The sequence below is a fragment of the Sphingomonas radicis genome, from assembly GCF_051400635.1.
Lineage (GTDB): Bacteria > Pseudomonadota > Alphaproteobacteria > Sphingomonadales > Sphingomonadaceae > Sphingomonas.
Genome location: NZ_JBLFFG010000001.1, coordinates 1,009,198 through 1,026,915, shown reverse-complemented (window position 1 = coordinate 1,026,915; position 17,718 = coordinate 1,009,198). Strand labels below are relative to the sequence as shown.

11 protein-coding genes are annotated in these 17,718 nt (G+C 67.3%); 5 read left to right on the top strand and 6 right to left on the bottom strand.

Going from position 1 to position 17,718, the window contains the following annotated elements:
• The first annotated feature begins 17 nt into the window (after positions 1-17).
• Together ACMGDH_RS04695 and ACMGDH_RS04690 are read left to right on the top strand one after the other, a co-directional pair.
• A complete protein-coding gene (locus ACMGDH_RS04695; protein ID WP_436826743.1) occupies positions 18-1,670 on the top strand; it encodes an FAD-dependent oxidoreductase in 1,653 nt (550 codons plus the stop codon).
• A gap of 123 nt (positions 1,671-1,793) precedes the next feature.
• Entirely contained in the window at positions 1,794-2,225 is a 432-nt protein-coding gene (locus ACMGDH_RS04690; protein ID WP_436826742.1) for a septal ring lytic transglycosylase RlpA family protein, read from the top strand.
• Positions 2,226-2,358: 133 nt separating this feature from the next.
• Here ACMGDH_RS04690 and ACMGDH_RS04685 read toward each other — a convergent pair whose 3' ends face one another.
• Positions 2,359-3,204: an oxygenase MpaB family protein gene (locus ACMGDH_RS04685; protein ID WP_436826741.1), complete on the bottom strand. Its 846-nt coding sequence runs from the start codon at positions 3,202-3,204 to the stop codon at positions 2,359-2,361.
• Between the two features lie 63 nt (positions 3,205-3,267).
• Between ACMGDH_RS04685 and ppc the strand changes: the two genes are divergently transcribed.
• Positions 3,268-5,940, top strand: coding sequence for a phosphoenolpyruvate carboxylase (ppc, locus tag ACMGDH_RS04680; protein WP_436826740.1), 2,673 nt, complete (start codon positions 3,268-3,270; stop codon positions 5,938-5,940).
• A gap of 101 nt (positions 5,941-6,041) precedes the next feature.
• Here ppc and ACMGDH_RS04675 read toward each other — a convergent pair whose 3' ends face one another.
• The 5 genes from ACMGDH_RS04675 to ACMGDH_RS04655 all read right to left on the bottom strand — a co-directional run bounded on the left by ACMGDH_RS04675 (position 6,042) and on the right by ACMGDH_RS04655 (position 13,276).
• Positions 6,042-6,812, bottom strand: coding sequence for an ABC transporter permease (locus ACMGDH_RS04675; protein WP_436826739.1), 771 nt, complete (start codon positions 6,810-6,812; stop codon positions 6,042-6,044).
• A gap of 112 nt (positions 6,813-6,924) precedes the next feature.
• Positions 6,925-7,875, bottom strand: coding sequence for an ABC transporter ATP-binding protein (locus tag ACMGDH_RS04670; RefSeq protein ID WP_436826738.1), 951 nt, complete (start codon positions 7,873-7,875; stop codon positions 6,925-6,927).
• 326 nt (positions 7,876-8,201) lie between these two features.
• Complete coding sequence (locus tag ACMGDH_RS04665; RefSeq protein WP_436826737.1) at positions 8,202-8,960, bottom strand: DsbA family protein; 759 nt, start codon at positions 8,958-8,960, stop codon at positions 8,202-8,204.
• On the bottom strand, positions 8,957-10,285 hold the full coding sequence (locus tag ACMGDH_RS04660) for a M48 family metalloprotease (protein ID WP_436827225.1): 1,329 nt from the start codon (positions 10,283-10,285) through the stop codon (positions 8,957-8,959). The genes ACMGDH_RS04665 and ACMGDH_RS04660 overlap by 4 nt, the downstream gene beginning before the upstream one ends.
• A gap of 318 nt (positions 10,286-10,603) precedes the next feature.
• Entirely contained in the window at positions 10,604-13,276 is a 2,673-nt protein-coding gene (locus ACMGDH_RS04655) for an Rne/Rng family ribonuclease (RefSeq protein ID WP_436826736.1), read from the bottom strand.
• A gap of 433 nt (positions 13,277-13,709) precedes the next feature.
• Between ACMGDH_RS04655 and ACMGDH_RS04650 the strand changes: the two genes are divergently transcribed.
• Positions 13,710-14,810 (top strand): N-acetylmuramoyl-L-alanine amidase family protein, encoded by a 1,101-nt coding sequence (locus ACMGDH_RS04650; protein WP_436827224.1) that lies wholly within the window; start codon positions 13,710-13,712, stop codon positions 14,808-14,810.
• Between the two features lie 275 nt (positions 14,811-15,085).
• Positions 15,086-17,614, top strand: coding sequence for a penicillin-binding protein 1A (locus tag ACMGDH_RS04645; protein ID WP_436826735.1), 2,529 nt, complete (start codon positions 15,086-15,088; stop codon positions 17,612-17,614).
• The last annotated feature ends 104 nt before the right edge of the window (positions 17,615-17,718 follow it).

The window sequence follows — 17,718 nt, the reverse complement described above, 5'->3', positions numbered from 1 at the left end:
GCGTGAGAAGGAATATCATGAACAGCACCATGTTCCGCCGCGCGCTTGCCGCCGCGACCTGTCTTCTGCCGGCGGCAATTGCCGCGCCGCAGGCCAGCGCCCAATCCGGGCCGGTCCAACGAGCCGATATCGTCATCTACGGCTGCACCTCGGGCGGCGTCGTCGCGGCGATCGAGGCGCGGCGGCTCGGCCGATCGGTGCTGCTGGTGTGCCGCGAGGATTATCTGGGCGGCATGTCGACCAATGGGCTCGGCTGGTCGGACACCGGCAACCACCGCGCGATCGGCGGCCTCTCGCTCGACTTCTACCGCCGAGTGAAGCGCCACTACGACGACCCGGCCGTCTGGGTGCATGCCCCACGTCCTGCACGCGCCGAGAATTTCGTCGACGGCGACGCGATGTGGCAGTTCGAGCCCAAGGTCGGCGAGCGCGTCTACGAGGATTGGGTGCGCGAGGCGGGCGCCACCGTCGTCCGCAACCAGCCGCTCGACCGGTCGAAGGGCGGAGTCGAGACTTCGCACGGCCGGATCGTCGCGTTCCGCTCGAAATCGGGGCAGCGCTTCGAAGGCAAAGTCTTCATCGACGCCACCTATGAAGGCGATCTGATGGCCGGCGCGGGCGTCAGCTTCACCGTCGGGCGCGAGGCGAACGCCACCTATGGCGAGACGCTCAACGGCGTCCAGCTCGCGAACACCACCAACCACCAGTTCACGCTCGACATTGATCCCTATCGCGTGCCCGGGGATCCTTCGAGCGGGCTGGTGCCGCGGATCAGCGCGGAGCGCCCCGCGCCGGACGGCGCCGCCGATACCAAGATCCAGGCCTATACCTATCGCATGTGCCTGACCGACGTGCCCGCCAACCGCGTGTCGTTCCCCAAGCCCCAGGACTATGACGCGAGCCAATATACGCTGCTCAAGCGCTATATGGACGCCGGCTATCGCGACTTCTTCCGCAAGTTCGACCGCATCCCCAACGGCAAGACCGACACCAACAACTATGGTGCCTTCTCGTTCGACAACATCGGGATGAACTATCGCTACCCCGAAGGAAGCGACGAGGAGCGCGCCGCGATTGCGCGCGAGCATACGAGCTACCAGCAGGGCCTGCTCTGGTTCATGGCCAACGATCCCGGCGTCCCAGCCGAAACCCGCGCCGAAATGTCCAAATGGGGGCTGTGCAAGGACGAGTTCGTCGAGAACGGCCATTGGCCGCGCGAGATGTACGTGCGCGAGGCACGCCGCATGGTCTCGGATTTCGTGATGGCCGAACCGCACCTGCGCGGCACCAAGCCCACGCCCAGGCCGATCGGCATGGGGTCGTACAACATGGACTCGCACAATGTGCAGCGCATCGTCGATGCCCGCGGCTTCGCGCGCAACGAAGGCAATATCGAAGTGAGCCCGGGGCGCGCCTATCCTATCAGCTATGGCGCGATCGTGCCGAAGAAGCGCGAGGCCGCCAATCTGCTGGTTCCGGTGGCGCTGTCGGCTTCGCACATCGCCTATGGCTCGATCCGGATGGAGCCGGTGTTCATGATCCTCGGCCAGTCGGCGGCCGCTGCCGCATCGATCGCGATCCAGGACCAGGTGGCGGTCCAGGACGTGGATTATGCCAAGCTCCGCGCGAGACTCACTGCCGAAGGGCAGATCCTCGAACTGCCGCATTGACGGGCGCGGCGGGCCGGTTTCCAACGGCTCGCCGCCCCGATGCAACGGAACGGCGCAGCCGCGGCGCCGGGGAATCGGAATTTTAAGCCTCCTGGGGCAGGCCGCTCCAAACGGGAGGCACGAGTGGGGACCAGCATTCGGAAGATCGCGGGACGCGTCGCGCTTGCGGCGATGTTCGCCAGCGCCTGCGCGACGTCGCACGCCAGCGCACCCTCCGCTTCGGAAGCGCCTGCCTTCGAGCCGATCGTCGGCCACGCGAGCTACTATAGCGACGCGTTCACCGGTCGCCGCACCGCGAGCGGCGAAGCCTATGATCCCGATGAATTCACCGCGGCGCACCGCACCCTGCCCTTCGGCACCCAAGTCCGCGTCACCGATCGCACGAGCGGTCGCAGCGTAGTGGTGCGGATCAACGATCGCGGCCCATGGGGCAGGGGCCGCGTGATCGACGTCTCGCGTGCGGCCGCCCGCGAGCTGGGACTGATCCGCCGCGGGGTCGGTCAGGTCGAACTGACTCCGGTCATTAACGACGCGGACGAAGCGGCCACCGACTGATCGGTCTATAGGGACTATCGCTGAGATGGAAACCTCCGCCGTACGCCCTGAGCTTGTCGAAGGGCGCTCGCGGGTGGCCGCCCTTCGACAAGCTCAGGGCGAACGGTGACGGTTCATTCGACGAGCGCAAATTCTAGCGGAAGGCCCAGCGTAGCGTATCGGCGAGGCCGCGGACTCCCAGCCGGACGGCGGGCGTCGCCAACCCGGGCTCCGAAAGTCCGTGCATCCGCCGTGCCCATTCGGGAAGCAGATCGATCGCAGCCTGAAAGGCGAGCACCTGCACCGGCGCCGCGGCGGCGCTCGGCGGCGGCTGATCGAGCAGGATGCGCGCCACTTCGCGCGTCCGCGCATCGGCTCGCAGCTCGCCGCGCATCGCACCGATCAGCGCCTCTGCCTCGGTGCGGCTGCGCGGCACCGGGTCCGCGCCCAGCCTTTCGCCGATCACCGCAGCTTCGGCGAAATAGCGATCCTGCTCGGAACCCGGCATGCGCGGATCGCCGTATCGACGCCAGGCGGCGAGGAAGCTGGTCATCTCGGTCACGTGCACCCAGGCGAGCAGGCGCGGGTCGTCCGCCGAATAAGGCGTGCCGTCGGGCAGGGTGCCGCGGACGAAGCCATGAACGCGACGGACCTTGTCGATCGCGGCTTCCGCCTCTTCGCGCGATCCATAGGTAGTGAGCGCAACGAACCGCGCGGTGCGCCGGAGCCGGCCCTGCATGTCGTCGCGGAAGCGCGAATGATCCCACACGCCCGCGAGCACGGCCGGGTGGAGCATCTGGAGCAGAAGCGCAGTGATCCCGCCGACCATCATCGTGGTCACGTCGCCATGCACCCGCCAAATCGCCGAGCCGGGGCCGAACAGTCCGTCCGCGCTGCGCACCACCGGCCGCTCGCCGCGCGCGGTATCGTGGAACACTGCGCGCACCCGGCCGATCAGGGCGCGCTTGAGCGGGCGCGTGACGGTTCGAGCCGTAGCCATTGCTCCCGATGTAGGTAAGCGGGGCGTTGACGCTAGGGCTTTTGCGGTGCAGCAACGCACGCCATGGCCAGCCCGACGATCGCAAACAACCCCGACATCCGCTTCCTTGGTCGCCTGCTCGGCGACGTGATACGGGCCTATGGCGGAGAGGCACTGTTCAAGCGGATCGAATATATCCGCGCGACGTCGGTCGATCGCCATCGCGGCGTGGCGGGCGCGGAATCGATCGATCCCGGACTCGAGCGGCTGACCCTCGACGAGACGCTCGATTTCGTCCGCGGCTTCATGCTCTTCTCGATGCTCGCCAACCTCGCCGAAGACCGGCAGGGCGTGGCGACCGAGCAGGACGCGGATTTCGCAGCGGCGCTCGCCCGGCTCCAGGAGCACGGCATCGGCCATGACGCAGTGATGGCGCTGCTCGATCACGCGCTGGTGGTGCCCGTGCTCACTGCGCACCCCACCGAAGTCCGCCGCAAGTCGATGATCGACCACAAGAACCGGATCGCCGAGCTGATGGCGCTCAAGGATCTGGGGCTCGACGAGACCGAGGATGGCGACAAGATCGACGAGGCGATCCTGCGCCAGATCGCGCTGCTGTGGCAGACGCGCGTGCTCCGGCGCGAGAAGCTTGGCGTGCCCGACGAGGTGGAGACCGCGCTCTCCTACCTCCGCGACGTGTTCCTGCCGGTGCTCCCTGCGCTCTATGCCCGGTGGGACCGGGCGCTCGGCGAGCGCGTGCCGAGCTTCCTGCGCGCCGGCAGCTGGATCGGCGGCGACCGCGACGGCAATCCCTTCGTCACCGCCGAATCGCTGCGGCTGGCGCTGGCGCGATCGGCCGAAGCGGTGCTCGCTTATTATCTCGAGTCGGTACACGCGCTCGGCGCCGAGCTTTCGATCTCGACCGAGCATGCCGCGGTGGACGAGGGGGTGAACAAGTTGGCCGAGGCGAGCCACGACACCGGCAAGAGCCGCGAGGACGAACCCTATCGGCGCGCGCTCTCGGGCATCTATGCGCGGCTTTCGGCGACGCACGAGAAGCTGGCGGGCAAGCCGCCTGCACGGCCTGCGCCGCTCGCAGCCGAGCCTTACGCGCATCCGGGCGAGCTGCGCGAGGAGCTGGTGGCGATCGCGCACGGGCTCGCTGCGCAGGGCGGCGGCACGCTTTCCAGCGGCGGCGCGCTCGGCCGGCTGATCCGCGCGGTGGAGGCGTTCGGCTTCCACCTCGCCACGCTCGACATGCGCCAGAACAGCGCAGTGCACGAGCGCGTCGTCGCCGAGCTGCTCAAGGCGGCGGGCGTGTGTGACGACTATGCGGCGCTCGGCGAGGAGCAAAGGATCGAAATCCTCCGCCGCGAGCTCGGGAGTCCGCGCCTGCTCACCAGCCCCTATGCCAGCTATTCGGAAGAGGCCGCGTCCGAGCTCGCGATCATGCACGCCGCAGCGGAGGCGCACGCGCGCTACGGCCGCCAGTGCATCACCCATTACATCGTCTCGATGGCGCAGTCGGTATCGGACCTGCTCGAGGTCCATGTGCTGCTCAAGGAGGCCGGGCTCTACCTGCCCGGCGAGGACCCGCAGGCGCATGTGATGGCGATCCCGCTGTTCGAGACGATCGCCGACCTGGAAGGCGCGCCTGCGATCATGGAGGCCTGGCTGGGCCTGCCCGAAGTCGCTGCGATCGCAGCAAAGCGCGGGCATCAGGAAGTGATGATCGGCTATTCCGATTCGAACAAGGACGGGGGCTATCTGACTTCGACCTGGCAGCTGTCGCGCGGATCGACGGCGCTCAAGCCGGTGTTCGAGAAGGCCGATCTGGCGATGCAGCTGTTCCACGGCCGCGGCGGCGCGGTGGGTCGCGGCGGCGGTTCGTCCTTCTCGGCGATCCTCGCCCAGCCCCCAGGCACGGTGCAGGGCCGCATCCGGATCACCGAGCAGGGCGAAGTGATCGCGGCGAAGTATGGCACGCGCGAAAGCGCGATGACCAACCTCGAGGCGATGGCTTCGGCGACGCTGATCGCCAGCCTGGAGCCCGAGCAGCTCGCTCCGGCCGACGCCGAGCGCTTCGCCGCGGCGATGGACAAGCTCTCCGAGACGGCGTTCCATGCCTATCGCGGGCTGGTCTACGGGACCGAGGGGTTCACCACCTATTTCCGCCAGGCGACGCCGATCGCCGAGATCGCCGGGCTCAAGATCGGCTCGCGGCCGGCGAGCCGCAAAAAATCCGATGCGATCGAGGATCTGCGCGCCATCCCCTGGGTGTTCAGCTGGGCGCAGGCTCGAGTGATGCTGCCGGGCTGGTACGGCGTCGGCGCGGCGATCGACGCTTTCGAGGACAAGGGGCTGCTGCGCGAGATGGCGAGCGCATGGCCGTTCTTCCGCGCCACGCTCGACAATATGGAGCAGGTGCTCGCCAAGTCGGACATGGCAGTGGCGGCGCATTATGCTGCGCTGGTCGAAGATGCCGGGCTGCGGGACGCCATCTTCGGCCGCATCCGCAGCGGCTGGCAGGCGACCCACGACGGGCTGCTGACCGTCACCCGCCAGACGCGGCTGCTGGAGAAGCACCCCGCGCTCGACACCTCGATCCGGCTGCGGCTGCCCTATATCGAGCCGCTCAACCTGCTCCAGGTCGAGCTGCTCAAGCGCCACCGCCGCGGCGAGGACGACGCCCGCATCGGCGAGGGCATCCTGCTCTCGATCAACGCGATCGCGACGGCGCTGAGGAACAGCGGGTAGCTTTAAATCCGTTTGCCCTGAGCTTGTCGAAGGGCGCCTACCCTCCAGCAGCCCGCTCGTGGATGGCGCCCTTCGACAGGCTCAGGGGGAACGGAATGGACTCAATTCTTCAGCCGGTATCCCGTCCGGAAGATCGCCACGATCAGCCCGAGACAGATCGCGAGGAAGGCGCCGGTGAAGCCGAGGCTCCAGCCGATCCCCACGTCGCCCTGGCCGAAGAAGCTCCAGCGGAAGCCGCTGACCAGATAGACCACCGGGTTGAACAGGCTCACCGTGCGCCACGGCTGGGGCAGCATGTCGATCGAATAGAAGGCGCCGCCCAGGAAAGTGAGCGGCGTGATCAGCAGCGCCGGCACGAAGTTCAGCTGCTCGAAGCCCTTCGCCCATACCCCGATGATGAAGCCGAGCATGCTGAACGCCACCGAGGTGAGCACCAGGAACGCGAGCATCGCGAAGGGGTGATCGATCCGCAGGTCCACGAAGAAGGCTGCGGTGATCAGGATGATGAGGCCGATCGCCACCGACTTAGTCGCCGCCGCGCCGACATAGCCGACCACCAGCTCGACCGCCGAGATCGGCGCCGAGAGCAGCTCGAAGATCGTGCCGGTGAACTTGGGGAAGTAGATGCCGATCGATGCGTTCGAGATGCTCTGGGTGAGCAGGGTCAGCATGATCAGCCCGGGCACCAGGAAGCTGCCGTAATCGACGTCGCCGATATTCTCGATCCGGCTGCCGATCGCGCCGCCGAAGACGATGAAATAGAGCGAGGTGGTGATCACCGGGGTGGCGATCGACTGCCACAGAGTGCGCAGCGTGCGCGCCATCTCGAAGCGGTAGATCGCCCAGATGCCGTGGAAGTTGATGCCGGTCATGCTGCTTTCTCCTCACCCGTTCGCCTTGAGCCTGTCGAAGGGCCCGGCGCCGGGGGCGCAATGCAAATTGAAAGCCGTGCTTCGACAAGCTCAGCACGAACGGGGTTAGCGATCATGCCGCAGCCCCCTCGTTGGACGTTTCCCTGTGCTCGACCAGATCGACGAAAATGTCCTCGAGGCTCGACTTGGACGTATCGAGATCCTTGAAGCCGATGCCTAGGTCATGGAGCTTGCGGAGCAGCGAGGGGATGCCCGTGCGCTCGGCCTGCGCGTCGAAGGTGTAGCGCAGGCGATGCCCCTCATCCTCCAGGCTCAGATGCCATTCCTCCAGCCCGGCGGGGAGCGTGGCCAGCGGATCGATCAGCGACAGATCGAGCTCGCGCTTGCCGAGCTTCTTCATCAGCTCGGCCTTTTCTTCGACGAGGAGAAGCTGGCCCTTGTTGATGACGCCCACCCGATCGGCCATCTCCTCGGCCTCCTCGATATAGTGCGTCGTCAGGATGATCGTGACGCCGCGCTCGCGCAGCGAGCCGATCAGCTTCCACATGTCGCGGCGAAGCGACACGTCCACGCCCGCGGTGGGCTCGTCGAGAAACAGGATGTCGGGCTCGTGGCTCAGCGCCTTGGCGATCAGCACGCGGCGCTTCATGCCCCCCGACAATTCCATGATCTTGGAATTGCGCTTGTCCCACAGCGACAGATCGCGGAGCACGCGCTCGATATGCGCGGGATCGGGCGCCTTGCCGAACAGGCCGCGGCTGAACCGCATCGTCGCGAGCACGGTCTCGAACATGTCGACCGACAGCTCCTGCGGCACGAGCCCGATGCGCATGCGCGCCTCACGCGGCTGGCGGATCGCGTCGAGCCCGTCGACCAGGATCGTACCCGTGCTCGGCGTCACGATCCCGCAGATGATCGAGATCAGCGTGGTCTTGCCGGCACCGTTGGGACCGAGAAGCGCGAAGATTTCGCCGCGATTGATTTCGAGATCGACATGGTCGAGCGCCTTGTGGCCCGAGCCATATGTCTTGCTGACCTGGGAGACCGAAAGAATGGATTGCATGGAACCCCCGGAACGGAACGGACCCGTTACTTAGGACTGGTGCTTTGCCGCAACAAGGCGGACGACGGCATCGGATGCGATTGCAGCCAAAAGCTTGGCAACAACGGCGGCAGCTAACCTTTTGGTTGGATGGAAAAACCACGGATTTGTGCGGGTTTGGCTCGATTCCGGCGCTGCGGTGGTTGACACTCGCTTGACACCTCCCCGCATTTTCCGAGGCGAGCGTCCAGCCGCTCGGGATGGGGCAGGGAGAGATTCTGCTGCGCTCGCATTGCAGAACAAAAGCAGATCAAATCCTATTTGACCAGCCCCAATCGTCCGCCGGCTCACCGCGGCTTGCGCGCCTCCGCCACCGCCGCCGCCAGCCCGTCATAGTCGCGCGCGCCGTAGTAGAGCTTGCCGCCGATCACCCAGCTCGGCGTGCCCGTCATCGCCAGCTCGCTGCCCAGCCGGTGGTTCTCGAGGATTTCCTGCTCGACCGGCTTGGAGCGGATCGCCGCCCTGGCGCGCGCCTTGTCCAGTCCTGCCTTTGCAGCAGCCTCGGCGATCACCTCTTCGCTCGGGCTGCCGGCCGCATAGAGTGCTTCGTGGAACGCCGCATATTTGCCCTGCTCGGCCGCGGCGAGCGCCCAGCGGGCGGCCATGATGCTTTCGGGACCCAACACCGGATATTCGCGATAGACCACCCGCACATTGGGGTCCTTCGCCAGCAGCTCCTGGATGCCCGGCAGGCTAGCGCGGCAATAGCCGCAGGCATAGTCCATGAAGGCGACCAGCGTGACATCGCCGTTGGGATTGCCCGCCCAGGCCGAGCCATAGGGCTTGGTGACCTGCGGGAGATGTTTGGCGACATCCGCCTGCGCACTCTCCTGCGCCTTGTCGAGCCGTTCGGCTTCGCGCGCCCGGAGCTTGTCCATCGCCTCCGGGAGCACTTCGGGATGTTCGAGCAGATAACCGCGCACTGCCGGGCCGGCCAGCGACGGCACCAACGCCAGCAGCGCCGCGAACAGCGCGGCGCCGAGCAGCGCCGATGCGACAAAGGCGCCGGCGAGCGCCAGCGGGTTGCGAAGCAGCTTCTCGATCATTGCCGCCGCCGGCCGTTGCGTTTCTCTTCGTCGATGGCGGTCTGCGAAACCATCATAATGTCCTGCGCGCGCACCCATTCGGACGATCCCTGCGGCAGCGCCGCCATCGCCGAGCGCGCGCTCACCAGCGCCATGCGCGCATCGCCGATCAGGCTCGCGCGCTCGGCCGTCGCCAAGGCGACGCGCGGCTGATCGCCCTTGCGCTCATAGACCGTGCCGAGCTGCATCCATGCGAACGGGTTTTCCTTGTCACGCGCGACGGCCTGGCGGAGTATTTTCTCGGCCTCGCCAAGATGCGCAGGATCCTCGGTCGCGAGCAGCGCATGGCCGAAGGTCGCGGCGATCAGCGGTTGGTTGTTCGAGCGCTGCGTGGCTTCACGCAACGGCTCCAACGCCTGGACGGGCTTGCCCGACTCGAGCAGAATCTGCCCCTCGAGCTCCAGGAAATAAGGGTCATGCGGATCGGCCCGTACGAGTGCTGAGGCTTCGGCCGCGGCCTGATCCGGGTAGCCGGACTTATGGTAAGCATAGGCCCGTGCATAATGGGCAGCGATAGACTGGGTGCTCTTGGGATAGAGCCGCAGCGTGACTTCGGGCTCGTTGACATAGCCGCGCAGCTTGGCCTGGACGCGCTTGAACCGCACCTCAATATCCGCATCGAACGGCTTGTTCCAGCTCGGCGCATTTTCGAGATCGGCCTTGAGCGTCTGGACGCGATCGGCCGACATCGGGTGCGTCTGGGCGAAGGGATCGACCTCAGGGTTGGTGCGGTAATAGCCGTAGCGGTGCATTTCGGCAGTGAGCTTGTCGAAGAAACTCAGCATCCCCTTGCCGCTGATCCCGGCGGTGTTGAGGAAGCGCACGCCGGCGGCGTCGGCCGAGGATTCCTGCACGCGGCTGAAGGCCAGATATTTGCCGATCGCGGCACGCTGGCCCATCATCAGCACGCCCATGCCGGCTTCGGCGGACCCCGCGGCCATCGCCGCGGCACCCAGCAGCAGGCTGAGCAGCGAGATATTGGTATAGCCGCCGTCGCGCTGGAAGACGGCATGGCCGCCGACGATGTGGCCGATCTCGTGCGCGATCACGCCCTGGACTTCGTTGGCGGTGTCCGCCGCATCGAGAAGGCCGGTGTGGATGTAGACGATCTGCCCGCCCGCGACGAAGGCGTTGATCGATTTGTCGTGCACCAGCACCACGCGGAAATTGTTGGGCGCGAGCCCCGCCGCCTCGGCGAGCGGGCGCGCCATGTCCGAGAGCAGCGCCTCGGTCTCGGCATCGCGCAGGATCGATTGGGCCGCTGCCGGACGTGCCGCGAAGCACATCAGGCAGATCAAGGCCAGCAAGGTGGCGAAGCCGCGCCTTATCGAGATCGAGCCGCGTCCTTTCCCCGTTCGGCCTGAGCTTGTCGAAGGGCGACTCTCCACATGCATCTCGCTTGCGGCGACGCGCCCTTCGACAAGCTCAGGGCGAACGGACCTTTGGTCCAATCTATGTGAAACAGGCCATAGGCGCTTCATGCGCGGGATCATCGTCTCAAACTCTCCTGCCGGCAACGCCCTTGGACAGCCCCGATGAACGGCGCGTGAAACCTCGTGCGGGGGAGCGGAAGCGGCTTGCGCCCGTCCGCTCCCCCGGCACGATCAGGCGCCGAAGGTCCGCTGCCACCAGCCGCGGCGCGGCGACCCGTCTTCGTTCTGCTCCTCGGATTCGGCGGGTGCTTCCGCCGCTTCCGCCTCGGCTTCGGCGGGCGCGAGATCCTGCGCGACTTCGGCCTCGGCTTCCGCGGGAGCCTCGGGCGCCGGGGCAGCCTTGCGGCGGCTGGCGCGGCGCTTCGGCGCGGGTGCCTCCTCGTCGGCAGGCGCTGCTTCGATGGCAGCCGGCGCTTCGATCGCTGCCGGCGCTTCGGCAACGGCCTCCGCCGCGGGCTCGGCCCCTTCGGCTTCGCTCAGGACAGGCTTCTTGCGGCGCGAGCGCTTGGGCTTGGCCTCCGCCTCGGGCGCAGGCTCCGCGACGGGAGTCTCGGCAACGGCCTCGGTTTCCGCCTCGGCCTTCTTGCGGCTGCGGCGGCGCTTCGGCGCGGGCGCCTCGGCCTCAATAGTGGCTTCGGCTTCCGGCTCGGCGGCAGCGACGACATCGCTCACCGGCTCGCCCTCGCCTTCGGCCACGCCTGCCGCCTCGGCGACGGCTTCCTCGGCCTGCGACGCACCGCGGCGACCGCCACGGCGGCCACGACGGCGGCGCTTGCGGCCACCCTCGTCCTCGTCGCCCTCGGATTCGACAGGACGTTCGTCGGTCCCGGCCTCGGCTTCGCGTGCCTCGTCCTCTTCCTCGGCGGTTTCGGCGGCTTCGGCCTCCGTCCCCTCGCCGGCCTCGCCCTCACGGCCGCGCCGTCCGCGTCCGCGACGACGGCGGCGGCGCTTGCGGCCGCCCTCGCCTTCGCCGCTGTCGGCCCGACGCTCGCGAGTCTCGGTTTCGGCCTCGGCTTCCTCTTCTTCTTCCTCGAGCTCGTCGGCTTCCTCGACATAGTCGTCTTCGGGCTCTTCGATCAGCCGCTCGATCCTGGGCGCATGCGCCGGCGGCGGGCCCGAAGCCTCGACCGACATGCGTGCGCCTTCGAGCTCACCATCCGAGGTGACTTCGATCGTCACCCCGTAGCGATCCTCGATCTCGGCGAGCTCGGAACGCTTCTTGTTGAGCAGGTAGAAGGCCGCTTCCTGGCTGGCGCGCAGCGTGATCTGCGATCCTCGGCCGCGCGCGGCCTCGTCCTCGATCAGGCGCAGTGCAGAAAGACCAGCCGACGAAGCGGTGCGAACCAACCCGGTGCCCTCGCAATGCGGGCACTGGCGCGTCGAGGCTTCGAGCACGCCGGTGCGCAGGCGCTGGCGGCTCATCTCCATCAGGCCGAAGGCGCTGATGCGGCCGACCTGGATGCGGGCGCGATCGTTCCTCAGCGCCTCCTTCATCGCCTTCTCGACCTTACGGACGTTGGACCCATGATCCATGTCGATGAAGTCGATGACGACGAGGCCCGCCATGTCGCGCAGGCGGAGCTGGCGCGCGATTTCCTGCGCGGCCTCCAGATTGGTCTGGGTCGCGGTCTGCTCGATATTGTGCTCGCGCGTCGAGCGGCCCGAGTTGATGTCGATCGAGACCAGCGCCTCGGTCGGGTTGATCACCAGATAGCCGCCCGACTTGAGCTGGACGACCGGGTGATACATCGCGGCGAGCTGATCCTCGACATGCGCGCGCTGGAACAGCGGCACCGCATCGGCATATTGCTTCACCTTGCGCGCGTGGCTGGGCATCAGGAGCTTCATGAAGTCCTTCGCCTGGCGATAGCCGTCCTCGCCCTCGACGATCACCTCGTCGATGTCGCGATTGTAGATGTCGCGGATCGCACGCTTGATCAGATCGCTGTCGCCGTAGACCAGCGCGGGCGCGGTCGACTGGAGCGTGTTCTCGCGAATCTCGTCCCACAGGCGCGCCAGATAGTCGAAGTCGCGCTTGATCTCGGTCTTGGTGCGCTGGAGGCCCGCGGTGCGGACGATGCAGCCCATCGTCGGCGGCAGTTTGAGGTCCGCCATGATGCCCTTGAGGCGCTTGCGGTCGGCCGCCGAGCTGATCTTGCGCGAGATGCCGCCGCCGTGCGCGGTGTTGGGCATCAGCACGCAGTAGCGGCCGGCGAGGCTCAGATAGGTAGTGAGCGCCGCGCCCTTGTTGCCGCGCTCTTCCTTGACGACCTGGACGAGCAGCACCTGGCGGCGGCGGATCACGTCCTGGATCTTGTAGCGGCGGCGCAGGTTCATGCGGCGCGCGCGCAGCGCGTCGGCCTCGTCGGCGTTGCCGCCGCCGCGGCGACGGCGGCGGCCGCGGCCCTCGCCGGAGTCCTCGCTCTCGCCGGTCTCGGCTTCGCCTTCGCCGTCCTCGTCGTCGACGGGGCGCTCGAGGACTTCTACGCCCTCTTCGTGCTCGCCGTGCTCGTCGTCGGCATCTTCCTCGGCGCGAAGCGCGGCTTCCTGCGCGGCATGCTCGGCTTCCTCGCGGAGCAGCGCGTCGCGGTCTTCCTTGGGAATCTGGTAATAGTCGGGGTGGATTTCGCTGAAGGCCAGGAAGCCGTGGCGATTGCCGCCGTAATCGACGAACGCGGCCTGGAGCGACGGCTCGACCCGCGTCACCTTGGCAAGATAGATATTACCCTTGAGCTGCTTGCGCTCGGCGCTCTCGAAATCAAACTCCTCGATTCGATTTCCCTTGACGACCGCCACGCGGGTCTCTTCCCGGTGGCGTGCGTCGATCAGCATACGCATTGTCATTTATTGTTCTCCGGGCGCGCCGGCCTGAATCCGCAAAGGGCTGAAGCGCGTGCGCGCGATATATGGTGCGGCCTGGGCCGGAACGTCCGGCTGCGGTCTCGCAGGTTTCGAAATATGCTGCTGCTCGAAGGGCACGCCCGGACGCGTGGTCCGGGAGCTCCGCCACACCCGCACGGCCGGCCACAAAGGCCTGGCGGAGCGGACGGTGGGGAAAGTGCCTCATGCGAGCGTCAACCTGAACTGTCGCGGTAGATGTGGCCGCGAATACGCTCCCGCACAAGAAGGGGAGCCCAGACTGCCTAGCATCGGGCGGGCGATGCGGCAACTCCATCGCGATCAACTTGTTACGCGCAAGATATGATTGTGCTCCGCAAGGTTCGCCAACGCGGATTTCGGCTGGACCGTCAGCCTCCCCGCGCGGCATATCGCGTGGGTGCTGATGCTGCTCGCCCTTCTCTCCGGCTGGCTGACCGGAGCCCCGAGCTGGGCGGGAATCGTGCAGCAGGTCCGCGTGACCGGCGACGGAATCGCGATCAAGTTCGACGAGCCGGCGGCGCGCGCGAGCGGGTTCCTGCTCGGCTCGGCGGGCCGGATCGTGCTCGACCTCGCACGCCCCGCGATCGTCACGGAAGGGGACTTCGGCGGGGACGGCCGCACGCTCACGCTCGAACTGGCGACCGCCGACGAAACGCGCTTCGCCCGCGCCGCGGCCGAGCGCCGGCTGAGCTTCCTACCGCCCTTCACTTATCTCCAGCCGGCGAGCAGGCATCCGTACAGCGTCTCGCTTCCGGTGCCGCGCCGCGCTGCCTCCGCGCGGCTTCCGCGGATCCACGGCGAGCCCGGCCGGCCGCTGGTGGTGATCGATGCCGGCCATGGCGGGCGCGATCCCGGCGCGGTCGCCCCTTCGGGCGATCTGCGGGAAAAGGACCTGACGCTCGAAACCGCGCTCGCGATCCGGGATGCGCTGCTCGCCTCGGGACGCGTCCGCGTGGCCCTCACTCGCGAGGACGACCGGTTCCTGATCCTCCAGGAGCGCTACAGCATCGCCCGCAGGCTGGGCGCCGAGCTGTTCCTCTCGATCCATTGCGACAGCGCCGGCGATCCGGAGGCGACCGGCGCGAGCATCTACACGCTCTCCGAAGTCGCGTCCGACAAGGAAGCCGCCCGGCTCGCCGCCCGCGAGAACAAGGCCGATGCCCTGGCCGGCGTGCATGTGGACGAACAGAGCGCCGACATCGCCTCGATCCTGCTCGATCTCACCCAGCGCGAGACGATGAACGCCTCGGCCGGTTTCGCGCGCCTGCTGGGCCGCGAGGCGCAGCCGCTGATCCCGCTCAAGGCCAATCCTCACCGCATGGCGTCGCTGATGGTGCTCAAGGCGCCCGACCTGCCCTCGATATTGTTCGAGACCGGCTATATCTCCAACTCCCGCGACGCCGGGTTCCTCGCCTCGCGCGAAGGCCAGCGCAAGGTGGCGCAGAGCGTGCGCAAGGCAGTCGAGATCCATTTCGCCACCCGCATGGCTGCGCGGTAGGCAGTTCCTAACCCTATCCTCCCCCGCCAGGGGGAGTGTCAGGTTGACCGTGCCCCGCACGGTCAAGGATCGTCCGGGGGACGATCCGACCTGACACTCGCCGAAGGCGACGGAGGGGGCGGATGCCAGAACATGAGCGGCGTGATTCCTCCCCCTCCGTCAGGCTGCGCCTGACACCTCCCCCTGGCGGGGGAGGATAGAGAAGCGACGCACCATGTCGGCAGCCGAATTGGGCGGCTTTCTTCCGTCTCCAATCCTGCTACACCGCACCCCGCATGGCGGACGGCACGATTTCCAACGTAAAACTGCGCCTCAAGCGCGACTTCGGCGAGCTGGGCGGATTCTTCGCGCGGCTGTGGCACCGGCGCTGGTTCCGCATTCTCGGCGGGCTGGCGCTGCTCGGCCTGCTCATGATCATCGCGCTATGGCTGTTCGTCGCACGCGACCTTCCGTCCGTCGACAAGCTGCGCTCCTACGAGCCGCCGCTGCCCACCAACGTCCGCTCGGCCGACGGAACGCCGATCCACAGCTATGCGCGCGAGCGCCGCGTCCAGCTCAGCTATCCCGAATATCCCAAGCAGCTGGTCAACGCCTTCCTCTCGGCCGAGGACAAGACCTTCTTCAGCCATCACGGCGTCGACATCCCCGGCATCGTCTCCGCGGTGATCAACAACCTCACCAGCGGCGGCCGCCCGGTGGGCGCATCGACGATCACCCAACAGGTCGCCAAGAACCTAGTGGTCGGCAACGAAGTCAGCTACGTCCGCAAGCTGCGCGAAGCGATCCTGGCGTGGCGCATCGAGGACACGCTCACCAAGGAGCAGATCCTCGAGCTCTACCTCAATTCGATCGAGCTCGGCCGCAACGCCGGCGGCGTCGAAGCCGCGAGCCACGCCTATTTCGGCAAGGAGCTCGATCAGCTGACCCTGCCGCAAATGGCCTATCTCGCGATCCTGCCCAAGGGCCCGGCCAACTATGCGCCGGAGCGCTACGAGGCGCGCGCGCTCGAAAGGCGCAACTGGGTGCTCGGGCAGATGCTCGAGAACGGCTTCATCACGCGTGCCGAGCATGACTCGGCGACCGCCGCGCCGCTGGGCACGATCCCGCGCCAGACTCCGCGCTACGAGCGGGTGGGCGGCTATTTCATCGAGGAAGTCCGCCGCCAGCTGCTCGACAAGTTCGGCGAGAACAGCGAGACCGGCCCCTACAGCGTCTATCAGGGCGGGCTGTGGGTGCGCACGTCGCTCGATCCCCGCCTCCAGAAATTCGCGCAGAAAGCGCTTCGCGACGGCCTGCTGCGCTACGATCGCGGCCGTGGGTGGAGCGGATCGCTGGTGCCCAAGCCGCTCGACATCTCGCGCGGCTGGCTCCAGCCTTTCCTCAACACCAACATCGGCGTCGATTACGAGGACTGGCGCGCCGCCGTCGCGATCGAGCGGCAGGGGAACAGCTGGGAAATTGGCTTCGACGACGGCAGCACCGGCACGCTGCCGCGCTCGGCGGCGACGATGCCGGTGCGCGGCAAGGGCGGCGAGGCGTTCGCCGCGATCGAGCCCGGCGACATCATCGTGGTGGCTCCCAACGGCGGCAGCTATGCGCTGCGCAGCATCCCGCGCGTCTCGGGCGGGATGGTGGTGGAGGATCCGCGCACCGGCCGCGTGCTCGCGATGCAGGGCGGGTTCGATTCGCGCATCCAGTCGTTCAACCGCGCCACCCAGGCGCAGCGCCAGCCGGGCTCGACGATCAAGCCGATCGTCTATGCGGCGGCGATGGAACAGGGGCTCAACCCTGCCTCGATCGTCGTCGACGGTCCTTTCTGCGTCTGGCAGGGCGCAGGTCTGGGCAACAAATGCTTCCGCAACTTCGGCAACCAGCGCGGCGCCGGCCCGAAGACGCTGCGCTGGGGCGTCGAGCAGTCGCGCAACCTGATGACGATTCAAGTCGCCAACCAGATCGGCATGGATCACGTCGTCGATCTGATCCAGCGGATCGGCGTGTCGCGCCAGAAATACCCGCCCTATCTCAGCTATGCGCTCGGCGCCGGCGAGACGACGGTGCTGCGCATGGTCAACGCCTATTCGATCCTGGTGAACCACGGACGCGCACTCAATCCCACGCTGATCGATTTCGTCCAGAACCGCCGCGGCCAGGTGATCTGGCCGGAGAACTGGAGCGCGTGCAACGGGTGCAACGCGCCCGATTGGAACGGCGGCCCCATGCCGCGCCCGGTCGCCCGCACGCGCCAGGTGATCGATCCGATCAGCGCCTATCAGATCGTCCACATCACCGAAGGCGTGATCCAGCGCGGTACCGCAACCGTGCTGCGCGATCTCGGCCGGCCGCTGATGGGCAAGACCGGCACGACCAACGGCCCCACCGACGTGTGGTTCGTCGGCGGTGCGCCGCAGATGATCGCGGGCCTCTACCTCGGCTATGACAGCCCCACCAATCTCGGCGGCTATGCGCAGGGCGGATCGATCGCCGCGCCGATCTTCAAGCAGTTCGCTGTTCCGGCGTTCGAAGGGATGGAGGTGCTGCCCTTCACGGCACCGCGAGGCACCCGCATGATTCGCGTCGATCGCGGCAGCGGGCGCCCGGTGACTGCCGGCTGGCCGAGCAACGAGCCGCTCGCGTCGGTGATCTGGGAAGCGTTCAAGCCCGCGGTCGAGCCGCGCCGCCAGCGCCGCACGCTCGAGGAAGAGAAGCGCGCCGAACAGGCCAAGCAGGTCGAGAAGAAGGCTGCTCCCCAGGCCGAAGGCCCGCGCGACAGCGACTTCTTGCAACGCGAGGGCGGAATCTACTAGCGCCGCACCTATATAGGCTCACCACCGCCAAGTCTGCGGGCCCGGGATCACTCTCTCCTTTCATCGGCGAGCATGCTTCCTGCCCGGGGGAACGGCGGCAGAAC